The sequence below is a fragment of the Amycolatopsis sp. Poz14 genome (assembly GCF_006704225.1).
GTDB lineage: Bacteria > Actinomycetota > Actinomycetes > Mycobacteriales > Pseudonocardiaceae > Amycolatopsis > Amycolatopsis nivea.
Window position 1 is genome coordinate 8,336,264 of the sequence record NZ_JACLHD010000001.1, and the last position, 23,525, is coordinate 8,359,788.

The 23,525-nt window shown below is 71.1% G+C and carries 25 protein-coding genes; 7 read left to right on the forward strand and 18 right to left on the reverse strand.

From position 1 onward, the window contains the following. Positions 1-33: 33 nt before the first annotated feature. From hisB to hisD, 3 genes are read right to left on the reverse strand one after another with little or no spacing between them, the layout of a single operon-like run. Positions 34-633, reverse strand: a complete 600-nt coding sequence (gene hisB, locus FKO37_RS38665; RefSeq protein WP_037367102.1) for an imidazoleglycerol-phosphate dehydratase HisB — start codon at positions 631-633, stop codon at positions 34-36. Continuing rightward, positions 630-1,739: a histidinol-phosphate transaminase gene (locus FKO37_RS38670; protein WP_238607675.1), complete on the reverse strand. Its 1,110-nt coding sequence runs from the start codon at positions 1,737-1,739 to the stop codon at positions 630-632. The genes hisB and FKO37_RS38670 overlap by 4 nt, the downstream gene beginning before the upstream one ends. Then, positions 1,736-3,061: a histidinol dehydrogenase gene (gene hisD, locus FKO37_RS38675; protein WP_238607676.1), complete on the reverse strand. Its 1,326-nt coding sequence runs from the start codon at positions 3,059-3,061 to the stop codon at positions 1,736-1,738. Before hisD ends, FKO37_RS38670 begins: the two co-directional genes overlap by 4 nt. A gap of 84 nt (positions 3,062-3,145) precedes the next feature. On the opposite strand from hisD, the gene FKO37_RS38680 reads away from it, so the two are divergent. Then, the gene (locus FKO37_RS38680) at positions 3,146-3,940 is read left to right on the forward strand and encodes a carbon-nitrogen hydrolase family protein (RefSeq protein ID WP_238607677.1); all 795 of its coding nucleotides are present in this window, start codon (positions 3,146-3,148) and stop codon (positions 3,938-3,940) included. A 3-nt stretch (positions 3,941-3,943) separates the two neighbouring features. Here FKO37_RS38680 and FKO37_RS38685 read toward each other — a convergent pair whose 3' ends face one another. The 5 genes from FKO37_RS38685 to eccB are packed head-to-tail and all read right to left on the reverse strand — an operon-like array spanning position 3,944 to position 7,792. Beyond that, positions 3,944-4,102 carry a hypothetical protein gene (locus FKO37_RS38685; RefSeq protein ID WP_238607678.1) on the reverse strand — a complete coding sequence of 53 codons (159 nt, stop codon included), beginning with the start codon at positions 4,100-4,102 and terminating at the stop codon, positions 3,944-3,946. A gap of 33 nt (positions 4,103-4,135) precedes the next feature. Then, a complete protein-coding gene (locus tag FKO37_RS38690; protein WP_238608402.1) occupies positions 4,136-5,023 on the reverse strand; it encodes a TIR domain-containing protein in 888 nt (295 codons plus the stop codon). A 2-nt stretch (positions 5,024-5,025) separates the two neighbouring features. Beyond that, positions 5,026-5,679, reverse strand: a complete 654-nt coding sequence (locus FKO37_RS38695) for a response regulator transcription factor (protein WP_037809611.1) — start codon at positions 5,677-5,679, stop codon at positions 5,026-5,028. Beyond that, positions 5,676-6,347: a response regulator transcription factor gene (locus tag FKO37_RS38700; RefSeq protein WP_037810075.1), complete on the reverse strand. Its 672-nt coding sequence runs from the start codon at positions 6,345-6,347 to the stop codon at positions 5,676-5,678. The genes FKO37_RS38695 and FKO37_RS38700 overlap by 4 nt, the downstream gene beginning before the upstream one ends. Before the next feature lie 38 nt (positions 6,348-6,385). Next, complete coding sequence (eccB, locus tag FKO37_RS38705; protein ID WP_037809609.1) at positions 6,386-7,792, reverse strand: type VII secretion protein EccB; 1,407 nt, start codon at positions 7,790-7,792, stop codon at positions 6,386-6,388. A gap of 152 nt (positions 7,793-7,944) precedes the next feature. Between eccB and FKO37_RS38710 the strand changes: the two genes are divergently transcribed. Then, positions 7,945-9,027, forward strand: a complete 1,083-nt coding sequence (locus tag FKO37_RS38710) for a type VII secretion protein EccE (protein WP_238607679.1) — start codon at positions 7,945-7,947, stop codon at positions 9,025-9,027. 10 nt (positions 9,028-9,037) lie between these two features. Here FKO37_RS38710 and FKO37_RS38715 read toward each other — a convergent pair whose 3' ends face one another. From FKO37_RS38715 to FKO37_RS38730, 4 genes are read right to left on the reverse strand one after another with little or no spacing between them, the layout of a single operon-like run. After that, a complete protein-coding gene (locus FKO37_RS38715) occupies positions 9,038-9,967 on the reverse strand; it encodes a sugar phosphate isomerase/epimerase (protein WP_238607680.1) in 930 nt (309 codons plus the stop codon). Further along, positions 9,964-11,490, reverse strand: coding sequence for a GMC oxidoreductase (locus FKO37_RS38720; protein WP_238607681.1), 1,527 nt, complete (start codon positions 11,488-11,490; stop codon positions 9,964-9,966). Before FKO37_RS38720 ends, FKO37_RS38715 begins: the two co-directional genes overlap by 4 nt. Beyond that, positions 11,487-12,419 (reverse strand): sugar phosphate isomerase/epimerase, encoded by a 933-nt coding sequence (locus tag FKO37_RS38725; RefSeq protein ID WP_238607682.1) that lies wholly within the window; start codon positions 12,417-12,419, stop codon positions 11,487-11,489. The genes FKO37_RS38720 and FKO37_RS38725 overlap by 4 nt, the downstream gene beginning before the upstream one ends. Then, on the reverse strand, positions 12,416-13,564 hold the full coding sequence (locus FKO37_RS38730) for a Gfo/Idh/MocA family protein (protein WP_238607683.1): 1,149 nt from the start codon (positions 13,562-13,564) through the stop codon (positions 12,416-12,418). Before FKO37_RS38730 ends, FKO37_RS38725 begins: the two co-directional genes overlap by 4 nt. Before the next feature lie 152 nt (positions 13,565-13,716). On the opposite strand from FKO37_RS38730, the gene FKO37_RS38735 reads away from it, so the two are divergent. Then, positions 13,717-14,964: an ROK family transcriptional regulator gene (locus FKO37_RS38735; RefSeq protein WP_051171783.1), complete on the forward strand. Its 1,248-nt coding sequence runs from the start codon at positions 13,717-13,719 to the stop codon at positions 14,962-14,964. Positions 14,965-15,067: 103 nt separating this feature from the next. Beyond that, the gene (locus FKO37_RS38740) at positions 15,068-16,342 is read left to right on the forward strand and encodes an MFS transporter (protein WP_051728691.1); all 1,275 of its coding nucleotides are present in this window, start codon (positions 15,068-15,070) and stop codon (positions 16,340-16,342) included. Positions 16,343-16,373: 31 nt separating this feature from the next. On the opposite strand, the gene FKO37_RS38745 is transcribed toward FKO37_RS38740, so the two are convergent. Continuing rightward, positions 16,374-16,646: a hypothetical protein gene (locus FKO37_RS38745; RefSeq protein WP_238607684.1), complete on the reverse strand. Its 273-nt coding sequence runs from the start codon at positions 16,644-16,646 to the stop codon at positions 16,374-16,376. A gap of 54 nt (positions 16,647-16,700) precedes the next feature. Here FKO37_RS38745 and FKO37_RS38750 point away from each other — a divergent pair, with 54 nt between their 5' ends. Then, positions 16,701-17,468 (forward strand): MerR family transcriptional regulator, encoded by a 768-nt coding sequence (locus FKO37_RS38750; protein ID WP_238607685.1) that lies wholly within the window; start codon positions 16,701-16,703, stop codon positions 17,466-17,468. Here the strand turns inward: FKO37_RS38750 and FKO37_RS47315 are convergent. Continuing rightward, a complete protein-coding gene (locus FKO37_RS47315; RefSeq protein WP_238607686.1) occupies positions 17,407-18,000 on the reverse strand; it encodes an NIPSNAP family protein in 594 nt (197 codons plus the stop codon). The genes FKO37_RS38750 and FKO37_RS47315 overlap by 62 nt on opposite strands. Positions 18,001-18,084: 84 nt before the next feature. Between FKO37_RS47315 and FKO37_RS38760 the strand changes: the two genes are divergently transcribed. Further along, positions 18,085-19,038, forward strand: coding sequence for a helix-turn-helix domain-containing protein (locus tag FKO37_RS38760; RefSeq protein ID WP_238607687.1), 954 nt, complete (start codon positions 18,085-18,087; stop codon positions 19,036-19,038). Here the strand turns inward: FKO37_RS38760 and FKO37_RS38765 are convergent. Further along, positions 18,983-20,302, reverse strand: coding sequence for an MFS transporter (locus FKO37_RS38765; protein ID WP_238607688.1), 1,320 nt, complete (start codon positions 20,300-20,302; stop codon positions 18,983-18,985). The two genes, FKO37_RS38760 and FKO37_RS38765, sit on opposite strands and share 56 nt — an antisense overlap. A 95-nt stretch (positions 20,303-20,397) precedes the next feature. On the opposite strand from FKO37_RS38765, the gene FKO37_RS38770 reads away from it, so the two are divergent. After that, complete coding sequence (locus FKO37_RS38770) at positions 20,398-21,351, forward strand: AsnC family transcriptional regulator (protein ID WP_238608403.1); 954 nt, start codon at positions 20,398-20,400, stop codon at positions 21,349-21,351. Here the strand turns inward: FKO37_RS38770 and eccD are convergent. Genes eccD through FKO37_RS38785 form a run of 3 tightly spaced genes read right to left on the reverse strand, consistent with a single transcriptional unit; the run spans position 21,341 to position 23,521 of the window. After that, complete coding sequence (gene eccD / locus FKO37_RS38775; protein WP_238607689.1) at positions 21,341-22,717, reverse strand: type VII secretion integral membrane protein EccD; 1,377 nt, start codon at positions 22,715-22,717, stop codon at positions 21,341-21,343. The genes FKO37_RS38770 and eccD overlap by 11 nt on opposite strands. Continuing rightward, entirely contained in the window at positions 22,714-23,037 is a 324-nt protein-coding gene (locus FKO37_RS38780) for a YbaB/EbfC family nucleoid-associated protein (RefSeq protein WP_037809598.1), read from the reverse strand. Before FKO37_RS38780 ends, eccD begins: the two co-directional genes overlap by 4 nt. Then, positions 23,030-23,521 carry a hypothetical protein gene (locus FKO37_RS38785; RefSeq protein ID WP_238607690.1) on the reverse strand — a complete coding sequence of 164 codons (492 nt, stop codon included), beginning with the start codon at positions 23,519-23,521 and terminating at the stop codon, positions 23,030-23,032. Before FKO37_RS38785 ends, FKO37_RS38780 begins: the two co-directional genes overlap by 8 nt. Between the last annotated feature and the right edge of the window lie 4 nt (positions 23,522-23,525).

Consider the following 23,525-nt stretch of genomic DNA (forward strand, 5'->3'; position numbering starts at 1 on the left):
CGTCCAGAGCAACGCCGCGCACGTTCGTAGCCGTTAAAGCACGCCCTTCGTGGACGGAATCCCACCGGCGCGCGGGTCCGGCTCCGTGGCCGCGCGCAGTGCCCTCGCCACGGCCTTGTACTCCGCTTCCGCGATGTGGTGCGGGTCGCGGCCGTGGATGACGCGGACGTGCAGGGCGATCTGCGCGTGGAACGCCAGCGAGTCGAAGACGTGCCGGGTCAGGACGAACGGGTAGTTGTTGCCGATCGTGAAGGTGTTGAACTGCTCCGGCTCCCCGACGTGCACGCAGTACGGGCGGCCGGAGACGTCGATCGCGGCGTGGGCGAGGGTTTCGTCCATCGGGATCCACGCGTCGCCGAAACGGCGGATGCCGCTCTTGTCCCCGAGGGCCTGGCGCAGCGCCTGGCCGAGCACGATCGCGGTGTCCTCGACGGTGTGGTGGGCGTCGATGTGAACGTCGCCGGTCGCTTCGACCTTCAGGTCCAGCGAGCCGTGCACGCCGAACGCGGTGAGCATGTGGTCGTAGAACGGCACGCCGGTGGCGATCTCCACCTGGCCGGTCCCGTCGAGGTCCAGCTGGACCAGGATGGACGATTCCTTGGTGGTGCGCTCCACCTTGCCGACGCGGCTCATCGCTTGACTTCCTTACTCGCTTCGAGGAAAGCGTCGTTCTCTTCCGGGGTGCCGACGGTCACCCGCAGGTGGCCTTCGATGCCCACGTCCCGGATCAGCACGCCGTGGTCCAAATAGGACTGCCAGCTGGCCGGCGCGTCGCTGAACCGTCCGAAGAGGACGAAGTTGGCGTCGCTCGGCACCGGGGTGAATCCCAAGCCCAGCAAGGCTTCCACGACGCGGTCGCGTTCGGCGGAGAGCCGGTGCACCGACGCGAGGGTGGCGTCGGCGTGCCGGAGGGCGGCGCGGGCGGCCGCCTGGGTGACCTTGGAAAGGTGGTACGGCAGCCGGACGAGCTGCAGCGCGTCCACGATGGCCGGTGCGGCGGCGAGGTAGCCCAGCCGTCCGCCGGCGAAGGCGAACGCCTTGCTCATCGTGCGCGACACGATCAGCTTCGCCGGGTACTCCGCGATCAGCTCGATCGCGGAGGCCTGCGACGAAAACTCCGCGTACGCCTCGTCCACCACGACGATCCCCGGGGCCGCGTCGAGCACGCCGCGCAGCTGGTCCAGCGGGATCGACCCGCCGGTGGGGTTGTTCGGGCTGGTCACGAAGACGATGTCCGGCTTCCGCTCGGCGACCGCCTTGGCGGCCTGCTCGGTGTCGAGCGAGAAGTCCGCGCGGCGCGGCACCGGCAGCCAGTCGGTGCGCGTGCCGGTCGCGATGATCGGGTGCATCGAGTACGACGGCTCGAAGCCCAGCGCGGTGCGGCCGGGACCGCCGAACGCCTGCAGGATCTGCTGCAGGATCTCGTTCGACCCGTTCGCCGCCCACACGTTCGCCTCGGACAGCACGACCCGGGTGGACACCGTCAGGTAGTCCGCCAGATCGGTGCGCAGCGCCACCGCGTCGCGGTCCGGGTACCGGTGCAGCGACGCGGCTTCGGCGCGCACGGCCTCGGCGACGTCGTCGACCAGTTCGGGCGGCGGCGGGTACGGGTTTTCGTTGGTGTTGAGCCGGATCGGGACGTCCAGCTGCGGCGCGCCGTACGGGGTGCGGCCCCGCAGGTCTTCGCGCAGCGGAAGTTCGGCGAGGGTGACCTCGCCGCCGGGAGTGGCTTCGTTCATCGGCCGTCTCCTTCGAAACGTGCGGTGACGGCTTCGCCGTGCGCGGGCAGGTCTTCGGCGTCCGCGAGCGCGACGACGCGGGGAGCGATCTCGCGCAGGGCGTCCTCGGAGTAGTCCACGACGTGGATCCCCTTCAGGAAGCTCTGCACCGACAGGCCCGAGGAGTGCCGCGCGAACCCGCCGGTGGGCAGCACGTGGTTCGAGCCGGCGCAGTAGTCGCCCAGCGAAACCGGGGCGTACGCGCCGACGAAGATCGCTCCGGCGTTGCGCACCCGTGCGGCCACTTCGCGGGCGTTCGCGGTCTGGATTTCCAGGTGCTCGGCGGCATACGCGTCCACGACGCGCAGTCCGTCGTCCACAGTGGACACCAGGATGACGCCGGACTGCTTGCCGCCCAGCGCCTGGCCGACCCGTTCGGAGTGCTTCGTCGCGGGGACGCGGGCGGCCAGTTCCGTCTCGACCGCGTCGGCCAGCTTCTCGGACGTGGTCACCAGGACGCTCGCGGCCAGCGGGTCGTGCTCGGCCTGGCTGATCAGGTCGGCGGCGACGTGCGCCGGGTCGGCCGTCTCGTCGGCGAGGATCGCGATCTCGGTCGGACCGGCCTCGGAGTCGATCCCGATCACGCCGCGGACCAGGCGTTTGGCCGCGGTGAGGAAGATGTTGCCGGGACCGGTGACGATGTCCACCGGGGCCAGTTCGGCGCCGTCGGTGTCGACGCCGCCGTAGGCGACCAGCGCGACCGCCTGCGCGCCGCCGACGGCCCACACCTCGTCCACGCCGAGCAGCGCGGCGGCGGCCAGGATCGTCGGGTGCGGCCGCCCGCCGAACGCGGCCTGCGGCGGCGAGCACACGACCAGCGAGCGCACGCCGGCCAGCTGCGCCGGGACGACGTTCATCACCACGGTCGACGGGTACACCGCCAGCCCGCCCGGCGCGTACAGGCCGACGCGGTCGACCGGCACCCAGCGCTCGGTGACCGTGCCGCCGGGCACGACCTGGGTCGTGACGTCCTGGCGGCGCTGGTCGGAGTGCACCTTCCGGGCGCGCTTGATGGACTCCTCCAGCGCGGCGCGGACCTGCGGGTCCAGCTCGGACAGCGCCTTGGACAGCTCTTCGGCGGGCACCCGGACCGTCTCCGGACGCACCTTGTCGAACCGCTCGGTGAACTCGAGGACCGCCTCGACCCCGCGGTCGCGGACCGCCTCGACCACCGGCCGGACCTGATGCAGCGCCGCGTCCACGTCGTACTCGGCGCGCGGAAGCGCGGCACGGAGCTCGGCAGCGGAGGGGACCTGCCCGCGCAGGTCGGTGCGGTTCAACATGGACACCAGGGTACGAGGTGGCCCGCGCGCGCCCGGCAGGGATACTCGATGCCGACCCGCTGTCCCCGGACCAGGGAGGCTCGTGTGCCCCGGATCGCGTTGTGCCAGCTCAACTCGGGCGACGACCCGGAAGAAAACCTGAAAACGGTTCGCTCCGGAGTGGAGGCCGCGGCGGCCGCCGGAGCGCGGGTGGTGGTGTTCCCGGAGGCGACGATGGCCCGCTTCGGCCGCCCGCTCGCCCCGGTCGCGCAGCAGCTGGACGGCCCATGGGCGACGGCGGTCGCCGAGATCGCCTCGGAGCACGACGTGCTGGTGATCGCCGGGATGTTCACGCCCGCGGACAACGGGCGGGTGCGGAACACGCTGCTGATCACCGGGCTGGGACAGCATCTCGGGTACGACAAGATCCACCTGTACGACGCGTTCGGCTTCGCCGAATCGGACACCGTCGCGCCGGGTGCGGAGGTCGTGACGTTCTCCGCGGAGGGGACCGTGTTCGGCGTCGCCACCTGCTACGACCTGCGGTTCCCGGAGCTGTTCCGACGCCTGGCCGACGACGGCGCGGACGTGGTGACGGTCCCGGCTTCGTGGGGCGCGGGGGCCGGGAAGCGGGAGCAGTGGGAAGTCCTGGTGCGAGCGCGGGCCCTGGACTCGGGCTGCTGGGTAGCGGCTTGCGGGCAGGCCGACCCGGCGGCGACCGGGGTGGAGGTCAATCCGAAGGCACCGACCGGCATCGGGTACTCGCTGGTGGCGGACGGTTTCGGGCGGGTGGAAGCGCAGGCTGGGGCCGGGGTGGAGATGCTGGTGGTGGACGTGGACCCGGAGGTGGCGGGGAAGGCCCGGACGGCTACTGGGGCGTTGGCCAACCGGCGGCTGTAGAGGTCAGTTCTGCAGGTGGCGCTGGAAGGCTTCGAGCGCCTGGTCGAACTGGGCTGACGCTTCGGGAGCGATTTCCAGCGGGAGCGTCAGCTGGATCGTGACGTCCTCGCCGTTGAGCAGTTGCGCGTGCAGGGGGTCCGCACGGTCGCGGAGCTCGTACACGAAGGATCTCAACCGCTCCACAGGCCGATCCGCCTACCGGGCGAGCGCCGCGAAGACTTCATGCACCTCGTCCGACGGGGTCGCATAGCCGCGGAGCCGGTAGGACCATTCGAGGAATGATCGGTAGACGGCGACGTAGCGGCTCGCCACGTGGATTATTCGCGGGACATCCCCGGCTTCGCCGACAACCCCGAACGCGGCCGTTTGCGCGTCGTCGGAAAGCACCGCCGCGAAGTTCCTGATCACGCTCAGAACTGTCGCGAGTTCTCGCTGTATGGTCGACGGGACCTGGTCGACCGGCACGTAATCGGCCGGATGGGAAAAGCCCATGCAATGATCGAGATAGGCGTCGTGCAACCGCTCGATTCCGCACACCAATTCATACGAAAATAAGAGGTATTCCCAGGCCGCGGGGCGTTCGCCGATCAGCACCGTGGCTTCGTGTTCATTACGGGGGACGTACCCGTTGAAGCCTCCTCTTCCGCCCGCCGCCGCTTCGCTGCCCAATTTCTCGCAGATAGCGCTCGCGATGCCGCTCGTCCCGACGATGTTCCCGTCCAGGTAGCTGATGCTCTCCCGGACACCGTCGAGCCGGGTAGCGTCCAATCGCACCGGGAGCAGATACGGTTCCGGCTGATTGAGCGCCCGCAGCAACACGCTTCGCCGCTCGAATCTCGTCCAGGGTTTCGCCGCGTAGTGCCGGGAAACGAACACCACCGCGTATCGCGCGCGTTCCTCGTAGACTTTCGGCAGGTACTCGACCATCTCCTCGCCCCAGAGGGCGACCTGCTCGTCCTGGTCGTAGAACACCTTATATCCGGCGTCGACCACCTCCCGGACCACCGCCTCGACGAAAACGCGGTCTTCCCCGGCGAAGGACACCGCGACGTCGTAGTCGTAGGCCCGCGCCGGGTCTCTCACCGTCAACGCAGCAACCCTTCCCGGATCGCCACCCGCACGAATCCCGCCCTTCGCCGCTCTCCCGTCTTGTCCCGGATCCGGTCCAGATACGACCGCACCGTCCGGACGCTGATGTCCAGGATCTCGGCGACGTCGACGTCCCGCTCCCCCGCCGCCACCAGGCGCAGGACCTGTTTTTCCCGTTCCGACAGCACGATCTTCGGTCCCGCGTGCCGTTCGTCGCTGTCCTGGATGATCATGCCGGCCAAGGTCGGCGAGACGTACGCGTTGTCCTCCGCGATCGTCCGGATCGCGCGCAGCAGTTCGTCGCCGTCGACGTCCTTCGACAGGAAGCCCTTCGCGCCGGCTTGCATCGCGCCGAGGACCTCGGGCTGTTCCGCGTGCGCGGACACCACGAGCACCTTGTGTCCCATCTGCCCCACCTCGAGCACCGCGGCCGCGTCCTGGACGCCGCGCAGTTTCAGGTCGAGCACGACCACGCTGCCCTTCGGCTGGTCCTGCACCGCGAACCGCGCCACGGAGTCGGCTACCGCGCCCAGTTCGATGTCCGGGGCGTCGTTCAGCACGCGCGCGACCGCGTCCCGGTACAGCGGGTGGTCTTCGATCACCCCGACCTGGATGGGTCCGCTCCGGCGCCGCCCCTCGTCGGCTTTCACGTCACTGTTTCCTTCCCCACCAGGCCGCGGCGGATCGCTTCCTTCACGAGGCCGGGGCGCCGCCGTTCGCCGGTCTTGTCGCGGATCCGGTCGAGGTAGCCGCGCACGGTGCGGACGCCGATGCCGAGGATCCGCGCGATGTCGACGTCCCGTTCGCCCGCCGCGACGAGCCGCAGCACCTGCACTTCGCGCGGCGACAGTTCCATTTCCGGCCGGGTGACCGGGCGGTCGGTGTTGTCCTTGATGATCATTCCGGCGACCACGGCCGACACGTACGCGCCGCCGCCCGCGACCGCGCGGATGGCGATCAGCAGCTCGTCGACGTCGACATCCTTCGACAGGAATCCCTTGGCTCCGGCGGCGATCGCGGCGAGCACCGTCTCCGGCTCGGCTTGCGCCGACACGACCAGCACGTGATGGCCCAGCTCGGCGACCTCGAGCACCGCGGCCGCGCCGGCGACGCCCGGCAGGCCGAGGTCGAGCAGGACGACGCTTCCGGCGGGCTGGCGCGCGACGTGGAAGCGCGCGACCGAATCGACCACCGCGCCCAGTTCGACGTCCGGGGCCTCCATGAGGACGCGTTCCACCGACCGGCGGTACAGCGGATGGTCTTCGATCACTGCGACGTGGACGCTGCCGGAAGCTGGGGATTCGGGGCGGTCCGGCACGTCGCTGGGTCGCTGCGCTGTGGTGGTCACCGGCTCGCTCACCCCGTTCCCGCAGGCTGCCCGGCCGCGGCGGGATCGAGCGCGGGACCGGTCGGCATCAGCGCGAGAAGCCCGCCCGCGACCGGATGCCCGGACCCAGAACCGTAGCCCAGCGACGTGAGCGCCGTCCCGTTCGCCACCGGATATTTTCGCCCCGTGTCCGTGACGAGATAAATGGTTCCCGACCCGGGATCGGTCGCGACCGCGCCGCGCGAGGGCGGGACGTAGACGACATCGGCGACCCGGGCGTCGGTCCGGCTCTGCACCGGCAGTGCGCGGGCGCCGGGCGGGACCGGCAGATCCGCCGAGACCGTCACGCGGCCGTTCTGCGCGCACAGGGTCACCGCGCTGCCGGTGATCGGCGCTTTCCCGGGGATCCGGTCCGGGTACGCCGCCGGATCCGCGCCGCCGGAACGGGGTTCGCTCACCTTCTTCACCGAAGCGACGTCCGCGGCGCGCACCCGCGCCGGTTCCGGACGGCCCGGATACGCCGGTTCGTTCGCCGGAGTCGTGACGAGCAGCGCGGCCTCGGTCTGGCCGACGGGTTCGAGGCCGTCCGGGCGGACGAGGTAGTAGGTCGAGGCGGTGGCGGGCCCGGCCATCGGGTCGACGACCGACAGCACCTGGCCGACGCGCGTCTCCTGCGTCCCGACACGCGGGCCGGGGTTTCCCGCGCCGTCGACGGGGATCTCGCCGAGGTCGCGTCCGGCGGGCACGGTGTCGATCCAGCGCGCGGACACGGTGATCGTCGGGTAGCTGTCGAATTGCAGGGCCGCCGCGGCTTCGTCGCTCAGCCGGTACCGGTGGCCGCCCGCGAGCAGGAACCGGCCGCCCTGCGGAACGCGCACGATCACGCCCGAATCGCGCGGCAGCTCGACCCCGGACGCGGCCGGTTCCAGCAGCACGGCGACGAGCGGTTCCGCCGACGCGGGCGCGTCCTGGGTGGTGCGGCTGCAACTGGCCCACGGGGTGGTGATCAGCGTGCTGGGCAAGGAATCCGGCGCGCCGACGATGCCGATCTGGGTGCCGCGCGGGGCCGTGCCGAGCTTCTCGGCGGGCACCGTGACGGTCTCGTGGCCGTTGCCGCCGGCGAGCAGCCGCGCGGACGCGTAGTTGAGCACCGGGTGCACCGCGCCGTCCGCGCCGAGCACGAACCGCGCCCCGCTGTCCTCCTCGACGATCACCTTGCCGCCGGCCAGCCAGTCTTTCCCGCCGGACGGGCTGACCAGGCCGATCACCCCGAACACCGCGGTCACGAGCAGGGCCGCGCCGACGCCGAGCAGCGTGCCGAGCACGAGACGGCGGCTGGGCGACACCGGATGGTTGGCGTCCGCGGCGACGAGCGCGGACACGAGACGGCGGCGCAGGAACTGGTACGCCTGGATCTGGTCCCGCTGCGTCCACACGCTGTCCCGGCCCCCTGGAGATCACATCCGCTTCCCGCGCAGGCTAGACAGCTCTCCGGACGCGCACGAGGGTAATTTTTACGCCCACGCGCCCGCGCGAGGACGCTAGCGTTCGCGGGGCCGGGTCTCCGCCCGGGGAAGAGGGGAATGCGTTGTCCGTGTCCGCGCCGCCTGCCCCGGCTCCTGCCCGAGCCCCCGGGACCGCCGGGATTTCGGGCACCGCGCCGTGGCCGTGGCTGCTGCCGATCCGCCCGTTGCAGGCGGCCGGGTGGGAGATCGCCGCGCTGGCGCTGCTGCTCGCGTTCACCGTGCACGGCCTGGCCCAGCCGATGCGGATCACCATCGCCGCGCTGGCCGGGCTGCTGGTGGTGACGACGTCGGTACGGGTCGCCGGACGGCATTTCGCCGGCTGGGCGTGGACGTGGCTCGCGCATCGGCTGCGTCGCCACGACAGCCGCCGCGACAGCCCGGACGCCTTGCTGCGCATCGCCGGTCCGGTGAAGGTGCGTCAGCACGTCGACCGCGCGGGCAACCGCTTCGGCGTCGCCGAGGTCGACGGCGACTGGAGCGCGATCGTCCGCCTCACGCCCGGCGCCGGGGAACCGTCGACGGACGAACTGCTGGCCATCCTCCGCACGACGTTCCGGAACCCGGACATCCCGCTGGCCGCCGTGCAGCTGCTGACGTGGGCGGTGCCCAGGGATTCGCGGGTGTACCGGGTGCGCTGGCTCGCGGTGCGCTACCGGCCGGAAGACGCGCCGATCGCCGCCCTCGCCCGCGGCGGCGGCGAACTGGGGGCGCTGCGGAGCACGGCGAGCGCGGCGCTGAGCTTGATGGTGGCGCTGGCGGAGGCGGGCTTTCCCTCGACGGTGCTGGAGGCTGGCGAGCTGACCAACGAGCTCCGGGTGGCGCTGGGGGTTTCCGCCGGCAACCCGGAGTCCGACGGGGATTTCTGGCGCGCCTGGCAATGGGGCGGGCTGACGCAGACGTGCTACTCGCCGCGGTCCTCGCGGGGGCTCGCCCGGACGCTCGGATTGGCGGTGCCGGGGGCGGCGTTTACCGCCACGTCGGCGACCGTGCGGCGGACGCCGGGCGGGCGGGAGAAGCTGGAGCTGACTGTCCGGGTGGGGGCGAGGGCGGCGGAAGTGCCTGTGCCGCAGTGGGTTTCGGTCGTGCCGCTGCACGGCGGACACGCCACCGCAGTACGACGGACCCTGCCGCTCGCCCTCACCTGACAACCCGGCCTCACGCGGCAGGGAAGTTGCTCTCCACCCACTTCCAGCTCGCCCGCGCGCTGGCCAGCGGTTCCATCGAAGGCCGGTCGACTTCCACGATGATCCAGCCGTCGAACGCGGCGGGCAGTTCGCCTAGGCAGTCGAGCAGCGGCACGCCGCCGAGGCCCGGTTCGAGGAACAGGTTGTCGGTCGAGCGGGTGTAGGGCCCCGGCGAGGCCTGCAGAGCGCGGACCCGGTCGACGTCGAGGTCCTTGATGTGCAGTGCGGCGATCCGGTCGCGGTGTTCGCGCAGCATCCCGCGGACGTCCGCGCCCGCCCAGAACAGGTGTCCGAGGTCGAATCCCGCGCCGAGAACGGAATCCGGGATCCCGGCGAGGACGTGCTCGATCTCCTCCCGCGTTTCGACCCACGAGCCGACGTGGTTGTGGAACGCGGGCCGGATCCCTTCCGCGGTCAGGATTTCCGCGGCTCGGCCGAGGAGGTCGGTGTAGTGCTCCAGCCGGGCCCGGTCGAAGGCGCGTCCGACGCCCGCCGCCTCGTCGAAGCGCGGCATTCCGCCGCCGGTGACCATCTCGGCGGACAGGAAGATCGTGTCGAGGCCGAGGGCGTGCGTTTCGTCGGCGCGGCGGCGCACGCCGTCGAACCAGCGGAATTCCGCCGCGGAACCCGGTTCGAGCGTCACGCCGTGCGATTCCGGCAGCGGGACCTGCAGGTAACCCGGGGCCGCGCGCAGGCCGTTCTCGGCGAGCAGTTCGCGGTAGGCCCGGATGGTCTGGGTGGGCAGGACTTCCATCATCACCGCGGAAAACCCGGATTCGGCGGCCTCGCGGAGCACCCGCGGCTGCTTGTCCAGGAAGGCCGGGTCGTCGTACTCCCAGCCCTTGGCCAGGTCCGTCCACTGGAGGGTGTTGATGGCGAACTGGGAACGGTCGAGCGTCATGGCTGCTCCTGCTTCGTCGAAGTCGAAGATGTCCGGCCGAGCACGGCGCGGGCGGCGCGCACGGCGGTCGTCATGCCGGTGAGGGTCGAGTTGCAGACCAGCGCGGTGGGCACGACGCCGTTGCCTGCCACGTAAAGGTTGTCGAAGCCCCACACCCGGCAGTCCGGATCGCAGACGCTCGTGCCGTCGTCGGCGGGCCCCATCCGGACGGTTCCGGTGAAGTGCAGCGAGCATCCCGGGTCGAGCAGCGCCGATTCCGTCGCCGGGTCGAACGAGCCGAGTGCGTCGCCGAGCGCCTGCTGGGTGCGCCGGGCCTGCTCGATGAGTTCGCGGTCGCGCTCGGACCATCCGAAGTGGACAGTGAGGCGCGGCATGCCCATCGCGTCGGTCTCCTCGTCGGAGAATTCCAGCCGGTTGTCCGCCTGGATTTCCGTCGGGATGTAGAAGCTCGCGCCGACCTGGTACGCCAGGCGGGTGCCGTCCTCGGCGGTGAACGTCTGCGTGCCGATCTGGGCCTGGAACGGTTGTGCGGCACCGCTGTGCGGCAGCCAGTAGTGCTCGACCATGATCTCGCCGTCGGCCGGCGCCGGCAGCGCGGACAGGTCGAACCCGAGCCGCTGGGGGTCGGCGAGTACGCGTCCGGTGAGGAAGGCGTGTTCGTTGAGGTAGCGGCCCAGCGCGGGCGGCCTGATTCCGGAGGCGAACAGCAGCTGAGGGCTGCGCATCGTGTCGGCGCAGACGACGGTGGCGGCGGCCCGGATTTCCCGGGTGGCACCGGATCGCACGTCCTGCAGCACGGCGCCGCGCACCTCGCCGCCTTCGTGGATCAGCCGGATCGCGCGGGTGCCGGTCAACAGGGTGAAGTTCGGATCCGTTGCGGCGTCGGCGATCGGCGGGAAGATCACGTTGGGCCCGGTGCGGCGGAGCACTCCCTCGGCGTCCCGCTGGGCCGCCATCGGCATCGGCTGGATGCCGCGGCCAGGAGCGTCGACGTCCGCGAACAGCTTCTCGATCGTCGCGGTCACCACCCGGCCCGCTTCGGTGTCCGGGAAGGGATTCCGGTTGACCCGCAGCAGTTCTCCCGCCCGGTCCAGGTCGTTCCGCCATTCCGTGGAGTCCACAAAGGACGGTATCTCGTCGCCCCACGGCGCGGGGGTCGCGGCGGTCCAGTGGACGCCCATTCCGCCCGCGTTCCAGGCGATCGAGGCGGCGGGCATCTCGGCGGCGTTCTCGCCGAGCGATGTGAGGTGGTACATGCCGGGCTCGACATCCACGATGGTGGCGCCGACGTCCGCGGTCGGCGCGACGCCGGTGTAGAAGCCCTGGATGCCGGAGGCGACGCGCTGGTTGTAGCGCTCCCAGATCTCCGGGTCGGCGACGTCGTGCAGGTGCTGGCCCGGGGTCGGGCCGATCACCGGGCCGCCGTCGGCGATCACGATGCGGACGTCCGGGTCGGCGTCGCGCAGTTCGCGGGCGACGGCGGCACCCATGAGCCCGCCGCCGACGATGAGCACGTCGTTCACGCTTCCTCCGGGGTTTCGATCACGTGCGGCCGCAGCGTCCGGTGCGCGATCTCGAGACCGCGCGTGACCTTTCCGGGAGTGCCGCCCCAGACCGGGTCCTCGTGCTCGACCGAGAGCGTGCCGTCGAACCCGTGCTCGTGCAGCCGGTCGACGACCTTCGCCCAGTCGACCTGGCCGAGCCCCGGGATCCGGTAGCGCCACCAGCCGGTTTCCCACGGGTCGGTTTTGGCGGTCTTGCCGAAGAAGCCGTAGCGCTGGCGGGCGCGCGGGTCCAGTTCGACGTCCTTGGCCTGGGCGTGCAGGATGCGGTCGGCGTACGGGGCGATGGTCTCCACCGGGTCGATGCCGATCCAGGTGAGGTGCGACGGGTCCCAGTTCAGGTACAGGCCGAGGCTGAACATCCACTCCCACAGCTCGGGCGAGTAGGCGAGGTTGCCCGGATAGCCGTCCGGATGCCAGCCCTCCATCACGCAGTTCTCGATGATCAGCCGGACCCCGCGCTCCCCCGCGTACTCGACCAGCGCGGGGAAGACGGTCTCGGCCTCGGCCTGGTTCTCCCGGACCGACTTGCCGGGGTCCCGGCCGACGAAGGTGCCGACCAGCCCGACGCCGAGCTCCTGCGCGGCGTCGATGGAGGCCCGCAGGTGGGTGTGGATCTCCGCGCGCCGCACCGGATCCGGGTGCAGGTTGTTCTCGTAGTAGGCGAGCGCGGAAATGCCGAGACCGTGGCGCGCCATCAGTTCCCGGGTCCGGTCTGCCTGCTCCGGCCCGAACTCGGCGACCGGCAGGTGGGACGCTTCGAAATCACGGCCGCCGGTCGAGGGCCAGCAGGCCACCTCGAGCGCTTCGTAGCCCGCGCCCGCGGCCCACTTCGCGATCCGTTCGAGGTCCCATCCGGGCAGGCACGCGGTCAGCATTCCGAGTTTCATCGTTCCACCTTCGTCCACGATCCGTCGCGGGCCGAGCGCAGCACCGCGTCGACCAGCCGAGCCGAACGCAGCCCGTCCGCGAAGCCGGGCAGGCCGTCGGGCACGGCGCCGTCCACCGCCGCGTAAGTGTCGGCGACGAATGCTTCGAAACACTGGGCGTACCCCTGCGCGTGCCCGGCGGGCAGCTGGGACAGCCTGCGCTGCTCCGGCGAGCCGGTTCCGCTGTCCCGCACGACGATCCGGGACTCGTCCGCGCCGCCGAGCCAGATCGACTCGGGCCGTTCCTGGTCGAAGACCGCGCTGCCGCCGGAGCCGTCGAGTTCGAACCACAGCCGGTTCTTCCGGCCGGCGGCGACCTGGGAGATCGTCGCCGAAGCCAGCACCCCGGTTCCGGTGCGCAGCAGCAACGTCGCCGAATCCTCGGTCCGCACCGGGACCCGTTCCCCGGAACCGGATCCGCCGAAGCTGAGGCCGCCGGAGCCCGGGCGGTCGGGCACGGCGACCGAGGTCGCGGCGGTCAGTTCGGCGAACGGGTCGCCGGTGATCCACTCGACCAGATCGCACCAGTGCGAGCCGATGTCGGCGAACGCCCGCGACGGCCCGCCGGAGTCCGGGAAGACGCGCCAGCCCGAAACGTCCGGGGAGAGCATCCAGTCCTGCAGGTAGCTCCCGTGCACCAGCAGCAGCCGGTCGCCCAGTTCGCCGCTGCGCACGCGGGCCCGCAGTTCGCGGACGATCGGGTGGTAGCGGTAGACGAACGGCACGGTCGCCACGAGCCCGCTCTGCTCGGCGAGGGCGGCCATCCGCCCGGCCTGCTCGACCGAGACGCCCAGCGGCTTCTCGCAGATCACGTGCTTGCCCGCCCGCAGCGCGGCCTCGGCGTATTCGGCGTGCGTGGCGTTGGGCGTGCAGACGTGCACGACCTCGACGCGCTCGTCGTCGAGCACTTCGGCGAGGTCCCGGTATCCGGTGCTGATCCGCCATTGGTCGGCGACCTCGCGGGACCGCTCCGGCGTCGAGGCGAGCACCCCGGTCACCTCCGCGCCCGCCAACAGCGCGGCCCGGCGGTGCACGGCGGCGATCATCCCCGCACCGAGCACGGCGACGCCTCGCCGGGGTTTTCTCCGGGGGTCCTGCTCCGCCATACGTGTCCTTTCACCTGCGAAGACGTGGCCTGGGGTCTCACGCCCTGCTCCGTCGTGGCCCCACGCTAAGCCGCCGCTTTATGTCGGATCAAGTCAAAAATAAAGGCACTTTCAGTCAAAAAGAACGGCATTAATGGTCTAACATCCGGGCTATGACCGACTGGACCCCCGTCCGGCTCTCCTCCCCGCCCGCCCCGGAAAACGACGCCGCCGACCGGGCGCACAGCCAGCTGCTGCGGCTGATCGCGTCCGGTTCGGCGGACACGCGCGCGGCGCTCGTGCGCTCGACCGGCATGTCGCGGTCCACGCTGAACGGGCACCTGGACGCGCTGCTGCGCTCCCGCGTCCTGGTCGAATCGGGCACCTCGGCGCACGCCGGCCGCGGCCGTCCGGCGCACCGGCTCCGGCTCGCCGCGCGGGCGGGAGTGGTGCTGGCAGCGGACCTCGGCGCGCACAGCACCCGGGTCGCCGTCGCCGACACGGCGCAGACGATCCTCGCCGAGCAGCAGTTCCCGCTCGCGCTGGAGCAGGGTCCGGAAGCCGCCCTGGACGCGTTGACCGACCGGCTGCGCGAACTGCTCCGCGAGGCCGAGGTCGAGCCCGGCGAGGTCACCGCGCTCGCCATGGGGCTGCCCGGCCCGGTCGACGCGCAGACCGGTTCCCCGGTGCGGCCGCCGATCATGCCCGGCTGGGACCGGTATCCGGTCGGGCAGGTGATGGGCGAGCGGCTTTCCTGCGCCGTGCTCGTCGACAACGACGTGAACCTGATGGCGCTCGGCGAGGCACGGGCCCGGCCCGCCGAGGCGAACCCGTTGCTGTTCCTCAAGATCGGCACCGGGATCGGCGGCGGCCTCGTGCTCGCGGACGGGCGCATCCACCGCGGCTCCGACGGCGCGGCCGGCGACATCGGGCACGTGCGCGTCCCCGGCGACGACCAGACCGTCTGCCAATGCGGCAACGTCGGCTGCGTCGAAGCCGTGGCCTCCGCCGGAGCCGTGCTGCGCATCGTCCAGGCCGAACTGCCCGCGCTTCAGTCCATTGAGGACCTCGCCCGCGCCCTCCGCGACGGGGAGCCGACCGTGGTGCGCCACGTCCGCACCGCGGCCGAGACGATCGGAGAGGTCGTCGCGATGCTGGTGCACTTCTACAACCCGCGCACGATCGCGCTCGGCGGCCTGATCACCGCGGCGGGCGACGACGTGCTGGCCGGGATCCGCAGCGTCGTCTACCGCCGCGCGCTGCCGCTGGCCACCCGGAACCTGGTGCTGACGCACAGCGAACTCGGCAGGCACGCGGGCGTCGCGGGCGGGATCGTCTCGGCGGTCGAGCACACCCTTTCGCCGTCCGGGATCCGGGCGCTGAAGGAATCCGTACTTGACAGGGTGCCCGGCGCGAGGTGAACATCCTTGCTGTCTCACGCCCGAGAACGTCGGAACCGCCACCGCGGGTGGCGTCTGCGTCGCCCCGGCGACCCGCGGAACCGATCCCCTCTCGGAGAAAGCCATGACGCACACGGTCAGTGCGGACCGGTCCGTTCGCACGGCAGGCCCGAAATTCGTCGTCGCCTACATCGCGGCACTGCTCGGCTGCTACTTCGCCCTCATCACCCCGGCGTCGGTCACCGTCGCCCTCCGGCTCCAGCAGATCGACCCCGAGCACAAGGTCGGCGCCCTCGCGCTCGCGCTCGGCCTCGGCGCGCTGCTCGCCGTCGTCGCCAACCCGCTCTTCGGCCACCTCTCCGACCGCACGACGTCCCGGTTCGGTATGCGCAAACCCTGGCTGATCGCCGGGATCTTCGGCGGCACCGGCGGACTGCTCGTGGTCGCGTTCGCCACCACGACGGCCATGGTCGTGGTCGGCTGGTGCCTGACGCAGATCCTGTTCAACGCCGCGCTCGCCGCGATGGTCGCCCTGCTGCCCGACCAGATCCCGGCGGAGCGGCGCGGCGTGGTGAGCGCGCTGATGGGCGTCTGCTTCCCGGTTTCGATGATCGGCGGCAGCTACGTCGCGCAGGCCGTGACCGGGCTGCCGCCGTTCTGGATGTTCCTGCTCCCCGCGATCGCCGCGCCGATCACCGTCGTCATCCTGTGCGCCGTCCTGCGGGACCGCCGCCTCGACCCGGCGGAGCGGACCCCGTTCGGCATCCGCGACCTCGGCCGGATGTTCTCGTTCCGGCCCCGGCACAACCCGCCGTTCGCGTGGGCCTGCCTGATGGTTTTCCTGCTGTCGATCGGATTCTCGACCTTCACCACCTACCTGGTCTACTACCTGTCCGACGTGCTGGGCGTGGGCAGCGGCGAGGTCGCGCACGCCGCGTTCGTCGTGAACCTGATCGCCTTCGGCATCGCTCTGCCCGCGAGCCTGGCCGGCGGCTGGATCACCGACCGGTTCGGCCGCCGCGGGCTGATGATGCTCTCGTCAGCGGTGATGCTGGCGCTCGCGCTGGCGGTGCTGATCGTGGCGAAGAGCGTCCCGATGCTCTACGTCAGCGCCGCGATCGCCGGAGTCGGGCTGGGCGGGTACTTCTGCGGCCATTTCGCGGTCCCGGCTGCGCTCCTCTCGGGGGACGGCGAGGCGGCGCGCGAGATGGGGGTGGTGAACATCGCGCTCACGCTGCCGAGTTCGCTGGTTCCGGTTTACGGGCCCGCGCTGCTGTCGTTCGGGTCGAGCACGAGCACGAATTACCCGCTGCTGTTCGGGTCGGGTGTGGTCGCTTGCCTGCTGGCGATTCCGGTGATGCGGAAGATCCGCGGGCTCAACCGGCCGCCTGTGGGGTGACGGGAGGTTCGTGAGGGGAACCCTGACGGAATCAGATTCCGTCAGGGTTCCCCTCACGACCTGGGGAAAGCAGGCGCTCCAGTTCGGTTTCGGCCTCGCTGCTTCCGGCGTCCGAAAGCCGTTGCAGTTCCCGCAGATCACGGTTCGCCACCGCCCGGCGGGTCAGCAAGCGTCCGGCGTGTTCATTGCCCTCGTCGAGCGGCTCGGCCAGGTCGCCGCGGCGGTCGGCGAGATCGGCGAGACGGTCCAGTGCGGTTTCGTTCCCCTCGTCAGCGAGGGCGCGCAGGGTGTCGTAATCGTGCATGCCGCCAGCTTCCAACCTTGCCCCTGGGACAAGGTCAAGCGCGATACTGGAGCCATGCTCACCATCGGCCAGCTCGCGCGCCACGCCGGGGTTTCGGCCAAGGCGGTCCGCGTCTACCACGCGAAAGGGCTCCTGCCCGAGCCCGCGCGCGACGCCTCCGGATACCACCGCTACGACGCGCAGGCGGTCATCGACCTGGCCCGCATCGTCACGCTCGCCCAGGCCGGGGTCCCGTTGGCGCGCATCCCGGAGGTGCTGAACGCCGACGAGGACGCCCTCGACCGGATCGACGCCGAGTTGCGGGATCGCATCCGGCAGCTCGAACAACGCCGCGCCCGGTTGCGGGACCTCGATCGGCCCGACCGGCTCTGTCTGCCGCCCGAAGCCATCGCGTTCATGGACCGGCTGAAGCGAGCAGGACTGTCTGCGCGGCACGAGAACGCCATCCGCGACGGATGGATCCTTGCCTGCGCGCTCGCCCCGGACGTCGCCCACGCCATTCTCCCCAGCCGCACCGCGTTGCTGGACGATCCGGAGTACGTCGCCGTTCTCCGCGCGTACGACGAGGCGATCGAGTGGAGTCCCGACGATCCCCGGCTCGAAGCGATCGCCGACGCGGCCGCCACGCTCGGCCGGCGGATGACGTTGCCGTCTGACCTGCCGGACTTCCGGAAGGTGCCCCGCCAGGTCGTCGAGCTTCTCGCCACGCATCTCGACAGCCCCGCCTGGCAGCGCATCGACCAGCTCGTCGCCCAGCGGATCAGCGAAGCGAAGAACGCGCCGTCGGAGCCAAGCGAAGCCGCTGCACCTCGGCACCGATAGCCAGCTGGGACTCGAACACCCGCAACGACGCGAGATCCGGGAAAACCCAGACCCCGACGCGGACGTTCTCCCCTTCGCGCACCGGCAGCGCACGGAAGGTGTTCTCCGCGGGCTCGGTGACGAAGGAGGCAAGCGGCGCAACGAAATCAGCACCAGGCGGGCCGATCAGGACCAGGATTCGCGAGGGCGGTTCGACGGCATCGACGGGCCGGGGCATCGGCGGGAAGTCGGTCTCGGGGCGGAGCAGCAGGACGTTGTCGCTGTCGAGCATGGTGGCGTTCGCGGCGGCGCGGTGTTTCCGCCAGGCCTCGCCTTCGAGGTAGAACGCGGTCAGCGCGGCGTGCCGGGCGGCCAGGTCCGGGAAGGAACGGAACCACACGAAACGGTCCGGGTCGTCCTCGTCGCGGAATTGGCCGACGACGGTGCAGCCCGCGGCCTCCTGCGGTTCCACCAGCGCACGGTCGAACAGGTCGATCAGGACGTCCCGTTGCCCGGGCCGGAGGGTGTACTGGCGGAGTTCCACGACGGTCACGCGAGCGAATCTGCCACCCCGTCGCGGCGCGAGCGAGTGGCAGGACTGACTCCTTCCGCAAAATTCCTGCCGTATCCTCACAGCATGCGAACCGTCGCGGTCGCGCTGGTCGACGACATGCCGTTGTTCGAGCTGGCCATCGCCGCCGAGGTGTTCGGGCCGTCCCGGACCGACCTCGCCGACCCCTGGTACGAGCTGCGGTTCTGCGCGGAGAAGCCGGAAACCCGCACCGAATTCGGCTTCCGGCAGCACGCCAGTCACGGTCTCGAGACACTCAAAGACGCCGATACCGTGCTGGTTCCCGCCTTGCCGTACGCGTGTGTCCAAACTGGACAACCGATCCCGGCGCACCTGGTCGACGCCATCCGGGAGGCAGCGGCCCATGGCGCCCGGATCGTTTCGCTGTGCACGGGCGCGTTCGCGCTCGCGGCGGCGGGGCTGCTGGACGGTCGGCGAGCGGCGACGCATTGGATGTACGCCGCCACGCTCGCCATGCTGCATCCGCGGGTCCAGGTGGACGCGTCGGTGCTCTACGTGGACGACGGACAAGTGCTCACCAGCGCCGGACGCAGCGCGGGCATCGACCTCTGCCTGCACGTCGTGCGCAGCGACCTCGGCGCGCACGTCGCCAACGAGGTCGCCCGCCGGATGGTGCTGCCCGCGCATCGCGGCGGCGGGCAGGCGCAGTACGTCTCCGCGACGGTGCCGGACACCGACGACGCCGGGCTCGGTCCGGTGCTGCACTGGGCGACGCGCCACCTCGATCAGCCGCTGACTGTCGTGCAGCTGGCCCGCCGAGCCGGGGTCAGCCCGCGCACATTCGTCCGCCGGTTCCACGACGCCACCGGGACCACGCCGTTGCAATGGCTGCTCGACCAGCGCGTCCTGCGCGCCCGCAGCCTGCTGGAATCCACCGATCTGCCGGTCGGCCTGATCGGCGAACGCAGCGGCCTCGGTTCGGCGGCCAACCTCCGCCGCCATTTCACACTCCGGCTGGGGACGGCTCCGACGGAATATCGGCGCGCGTTCCGCGGATGAGCCCCAGCGCGGTCACCCCGGCCGCGACGGTCAGGACGACCGCTGTCCAGCACGCGACCGTCACGCCGGCGTCGAGGAAAACCGTCGTCAGCATGGCGACTCCGACGGTTCCGCCGAGTTGCTGCACCGCGTTCAGCAGCCCGGCCGCCGAACCTGTCTCCGAGGGACGGACGAGGGCGAGCGCCGCGGTGAAGAACGGCACGGTGAACAACCCGGTTCCCGTTCCCGCGATCGCCAGCGGGAGCAGCAGCGGCCAGCCCAGTGCGATCCCGGTGATTCCCGCGGCCAGGAAAGCCACGCCAGCAAAGAGAATCCGGGTGCCGAAGCGCGGGACGAGCCAGCGTCCGGCCACAAAGGACGATACTGCCAGTCCGCACGACCACGGCAGCAACGAGAGTCCGGCGGTCCGGGCGTCGGCGTGCTGGGTCAGTTGCAGGAACAGGACGACAACCTGGGTCAGACCGGTCATCACGGCGAAGAACAGCACTGACGTCGTCAATCCAGCCGGGAAACCGAGGCCGCGGAAGAGGCTGCGCTCGATCAGGCCGCCGCGAAACCGTTGCTGCAGAGTGAAAACCACGAGCACCGCCACTCCGGCGGCAACGAGATAACCGTTCCACTGCGTGAGCAGCGGATAGACGACGAGCCCGGCCCCCAGCACGACCAAACCGGTCCCGAGCAGGTCGAGCCGCGGCCGGGAGGCGGACCGGTCTTCGGTCAGCAATCCGGACGCGGCGAGCACGGCGACCCCGAGCGGGACGTTCACCAGGAACACCGACCGCCACGACCAGGCGTCGGTCAGCAGTCCGCCGAGGACCGGACCGCTCACCGCGGCCAGCCCCATCACCGGGCCGATCATGCCGAGTGCGCGCGCCCGGGCCGCGCCGTCGAACAGGACGCGGATGAGGCCGATCGTCTGCGGGATCACCAGGGCGGCCGAAGCTCCCTGCAGGGCCCGGAAAACGAGCAGGAACCCGGGCGTGGTCGCCGCCGCGCACAAGGCCGAGGAGAGCACGAAACCGGCCACGCCGAGTTGGAAGGTGCGGCGTCGGCCGATGATGTCGCCAAGGCGTCCGCCGGTGATCAGCAGGAGCGCGAAGGGCAGCGTGTACCCGGCGGTGTAGAAGGAGATCGTGCTGGGCGCGCCGCCGAGTTCGGCGTGCACCGCGGGCGCGGCGACCTGGACGATGGTGGTGTCGAGGAGGTTCATCGCCTCCGCGACGAGCAGGACCGCCAGCGCGGCCCAGCGACGTGAATCGTTCATGCCGCCAGCCTGGGCAGCGATAAGGCAAGATTCCAGCCGCTGAGGTAAACGAGCAGAAATCTTCCACTCAGGACAGTCTGGTGCAGAATCAAGCCATGCTCGACGACCTCGACCACGCCTTGGTCCACGCACTCCAGATCGACGGCCGCGCCCCGTTCGCGCGGATCGGCACCGTCCTGGGCGTCTCGACGCAAACCGTCGCGCGCCGCTACCAGCGGCTGCGCACTGAAGCCAGACTGCGCGTCGTCGGGCTCGCCGCACCCCATCGCGCCGGACAGACGCAGTGGCTCGTGCGGCTCACCGTCGTCCCGGCAGTCGCGCAACGGGTCGCCGACGCGCTCGTCCGGCGCACCGACACGACCTGGGTCAAGCTCGCCGGCGGTGGCACGGAAATCTGCGTCATCGTCCACACCGCCAACGGGTCCGCCCCGGAGCACGGCCTGTTACTGCACGACATCCCGCGCACGACCGGCATCACCGCCGTGTCCGCGCACCAGCTGCTGCACCTGTACCACGGCGGCCCGACCGCCTGGCAAGGTCGCGCCGAGATTCTCACCGACGCCCAACGTCGCCAACTGGAACCGGAAACCCGCGCCACGGCTACCGAAGCGACCACCGCCGACGAGCCCTTGCTCACCGCATTGCAGCGAGACGGCCGCCTCGGCCAGACCGAACTGGCAGCCATCACCGGCTGGTCCGCCGCAACCGTCGCCCGCCGGATCGCCGACCTGCGCGCGGCGGAAACCCTCTATTTCGACGTGGAAATCGACGCCCGGCTCTTCGGCGCGACCACGCAGGCACTGCTGTGGATGGCCGTAGCCCCCGCCGACCTCGACGCGGTCGCCACCGAACTCGCCACCCACCGCGAACTAGCCGTCGTCGCCGCGACCACCGGACCGACGAACCTGCTCGCGCACGCGCTCTGCGCCGATCCCCCAGCGCTGCACCGCTACCTCACCCACCAACTCGGCGCACTCCCCGGCATCCGCTCCTGCGAAACCGCACCAGTCCTGCGCACCCTCAAAGCCGCCAGCCCGCTCACCCGCTAACCGCCTCGTACACCCCAGCGATCAACGCCACGAACGGCACCAACGACAACAACACCAGAAACTCGGAAATATCCAGCAACCGCGACCAGTACGGCGATCGCACCCCGCGCGCGACCCGCGTCGCGTAGAAGAGGGACACCACCGCGGCCAGCACCAGCGCCAGTCCGGCTGCGAGGAGCGCGATCCGCTGGTTTTCCGCGATCAGCCAGAAACCCGCGGTCAGCAATGCGGCAAGACCAAAACCCACCAGCACCAGCCGTTGCGTGCGTCCCGCGTACGCGCGCGAACGCTGGATCCACGCCGTCCCGACCAACGCCGCCAGCCCGGCTTCCCACGGTCCGCCGGTGGTGAGCACGATCGACGAACCGATCACCACCAGCCCGAGCGCCACCAGCAGGCTGGTGAGCAACGCCTGTGCGTACGTCGTCCGCCCGGCCATTTCCGCGCCGAGCGACGGCTGTTCGTTGGCGCGGAAGGATTCCATGTCGTCCGGCACGCGCGGGAGCGGCATCCGGCCCAGGCGCAGCGCGAGCATCGGCGCGACAGCCGCCAACGCGGTCGCCAGCACGGCCGCGACAGCCGCCGCGGCAACCGGCTTCGCGCCGGTCAGCAGCACCACGCCGGTCGCGATCGCGCCGATTCCAGCCGAACCGACCACCGCGACGAAGAACGGCAACCGGTCCGCCACCGAAACCGCGGCCAGCACCCCGTAAACAGTCACCGCGGCGAGCCCGGCGGCAAGCGGCCCGGCGGAGAGCGAGAACATCGAATGCGGTGGCAGCAAAGACATTCCGGACAGGAACGCCACTCCGACCCCGGCCAGCGCACCGGCCGCACCCGCGCCCGAATCGCCGTACGCGCGGCTCAGCGCACCGCCGCCGAGCAGCAGCACGACCGCGAGCAGACCGGTGCCGATCGGCGCGAGCACGCTCCCCGCCAGCGACGCCTGGATCAGCAGCCCGCCCGCGAACAACAGCAGCGCGGCCGCGGTGATCCCGGCCCGCCGCGCGACCTTCGGCCCCCACGCCGTCGACGCGGATTCGCCGACGCTCGCGATCGAGTCGACCACGTCGTCGAACAGCAGCGGGCCGCGCGGACGTTCGCGCGGGGTCAGGTGCAGCACCTCGCCGTCGCGCACCTGCGCGGCGGCCACGGTGAGCCCGAGCGCGAGCGGCGCGCCGCCGAGCCGCGACAGCACCCAGCCCGGATGCTCGGCCGACGCCTGCCCGGCCGCCCCGGCGAGCCGGACCAGCTGCGGCACCAGCTCGGCGAACGTGCTCTGCTGCGGCAGCGCGACGTCCACCCTGGCGCGCGGGGTGACGATCGTGACGCGCCGGGTCGACCCGGCGACGGCCGGCGCGCTCACTGCTGGGACCTGGACGCCTCGATCACCGGCGCGAACTTCGCGCTGCTCGCCTCGGCGAGCTTCTGCAGGCCGGCGTTCACCGCTTCGAGCACGATCTCCGACAGCGTGCGCGCGTCGTACTCGCGGATCGCGCGCTGGTCGATGTCGACGGAGGTGAACCGGCCGTCGCCGCGCAGCGTCACGGTCACCTCGTTCTGCCGCGAGGCGGCCTTGACCTCCATCGCCTCGACCGTGCGCTGGATCCGCTGGACCTCTTCGGTCTGCTTGCGGACCTGCGCGAGCAGCTCGTCCATGTCCGGCACGGCATACGGTTCAGTCACCGTCGTTCTCCTTCTCCTGCGGGGTTTCGCGGCGGACGTGCACGCTGGCGACGAACTTCCGGAAGTCGGGGACGAGCGTGCGCGCGTCCCGCGGATCGGCCGTGCAGACCAGTTCCAGCACGACCCGTCCGGCCGGACCGGGCACGGTCAGGAACACCTGGATCTGCACCAGATCCTGGCCTTCTCCGGTGCGCATCCGCAAGGTCTGGGTGCAACCGGGCGCGACCGCGCTGCCGACCTCTTGGCGGTCGAGGACGTCGAGCAGCGCCATCGTCCGGCCGAGCCGTTCGACCGCCTCGTCGGCGATGTCCTTCATCGGCAGGGAATCCTGGCGCTGCTGGATGCCGAGCGTGATGTTCGGGGTGAACTCCGTCCGCGGATTCGGGTGCACGGCAACGAAAACGAGACCGGGTGCGATCGGCGGCACCGGCGTCCAGCCCTCCGGGACGTCGAAGCCCAGCGGGAGCGTCACCAGATCCGCCATGGCG

Coding starts and splice junctions, on each gene's coding strand:
- FKO37_RS38740 (WP_051728691.1), top strand. CDS start 15,068: ATGACGCACACGGTCAGTGCGGACCGGTCCGTTCGCACGGCAGGCCCG.
- hisB (WP_037367102.1), bottom strand. CDS start 633: ATGAGCCGCGTCGGCAAGGTGGAGCGCACCACCAAGGAATCGTCCATC.
- FKO37_RS38725 (WP_238607682.1), bottom strand. CDS start 12,419: ATGAAACTCGGAATGCTGACCGCGTGCCTGCCCGGATGGGACCTCGAA.
- FKO37_RS38715 (WP_238607680.1), bottom strand. CDS start 9,967: ATGACGCTCGACCGTTCCCAGTTCGCCATCAACACCCTCCAGTGGACG.
- FKO37_RS38745 (WP_238607684.1), bottom strand. CDS start 16,646: ATGCACGATTACGACACCCTGCGCGCCCTCGCTGACGAGGGGAACGAA.
- FKO37_RS38750 (WP_238607685.1), top strand. CDS start 16,701: ATGCTCACCATCGGCCAGCTCGCGCGCCACGCCGGGGTTTCGGCCAAG.
- FKO37_RS38735 (WP_051171783.1), top strand. CDS start 13,717: ATGACCGACTGGACCCCCGTCCGGCTCTCCTCCCCGCCCGCCCCGGAA.
- FKO37_RS38730 (WP_238607683.1), bottom strand. CDS start 13,564: ATGGCGGAGCAGGACCCCCGGAGAAAACCCCGGCGAGGCGTCGCCGTG.
- FKO37_RS38765 (WP_238607688.1), bottom strand. CDS start 20,302: ATGAACGATTCACGTCGCTGGGCCGCGCTGGCGGTCCTGCTCGTCGCG.
- hisD (WP_238607676.1), bottom strand. CDS start 3,061: ATGTTGAACCGCACCGACCTGCGCGGGCAGGTCCCCTCCGCTGCCGAG.
- FKO37_RS38785 (WP_238607690.1), bottom strand. CDS start 23,521: ATGGCGGATCTGGTGACGCTCCCGCTGGGCTTCGACGTCCCGGAGGGC.
- FKO37_RS38670 (WP_238607675.1), bottom strand. CDS start 1,739: ATGAACGAAGCCACTCCCGGCGGCGAGGTCACCCTCGCCGAACTTCCG.
- FKO37_RS38760 (WP_238607687.1), top strand. CDS start 18,085: ATGCGAACCGTCGCGGTCGCGCTGGTCGACGACATGCCGTTGTTCGAG.
- FKO37_RS38770 (WP_238608403.1), top strand. CDS start 20,398: ATGCTCGACGACCTCGACCACGCCTTGGTCCACGCACTCCAGATCGAC.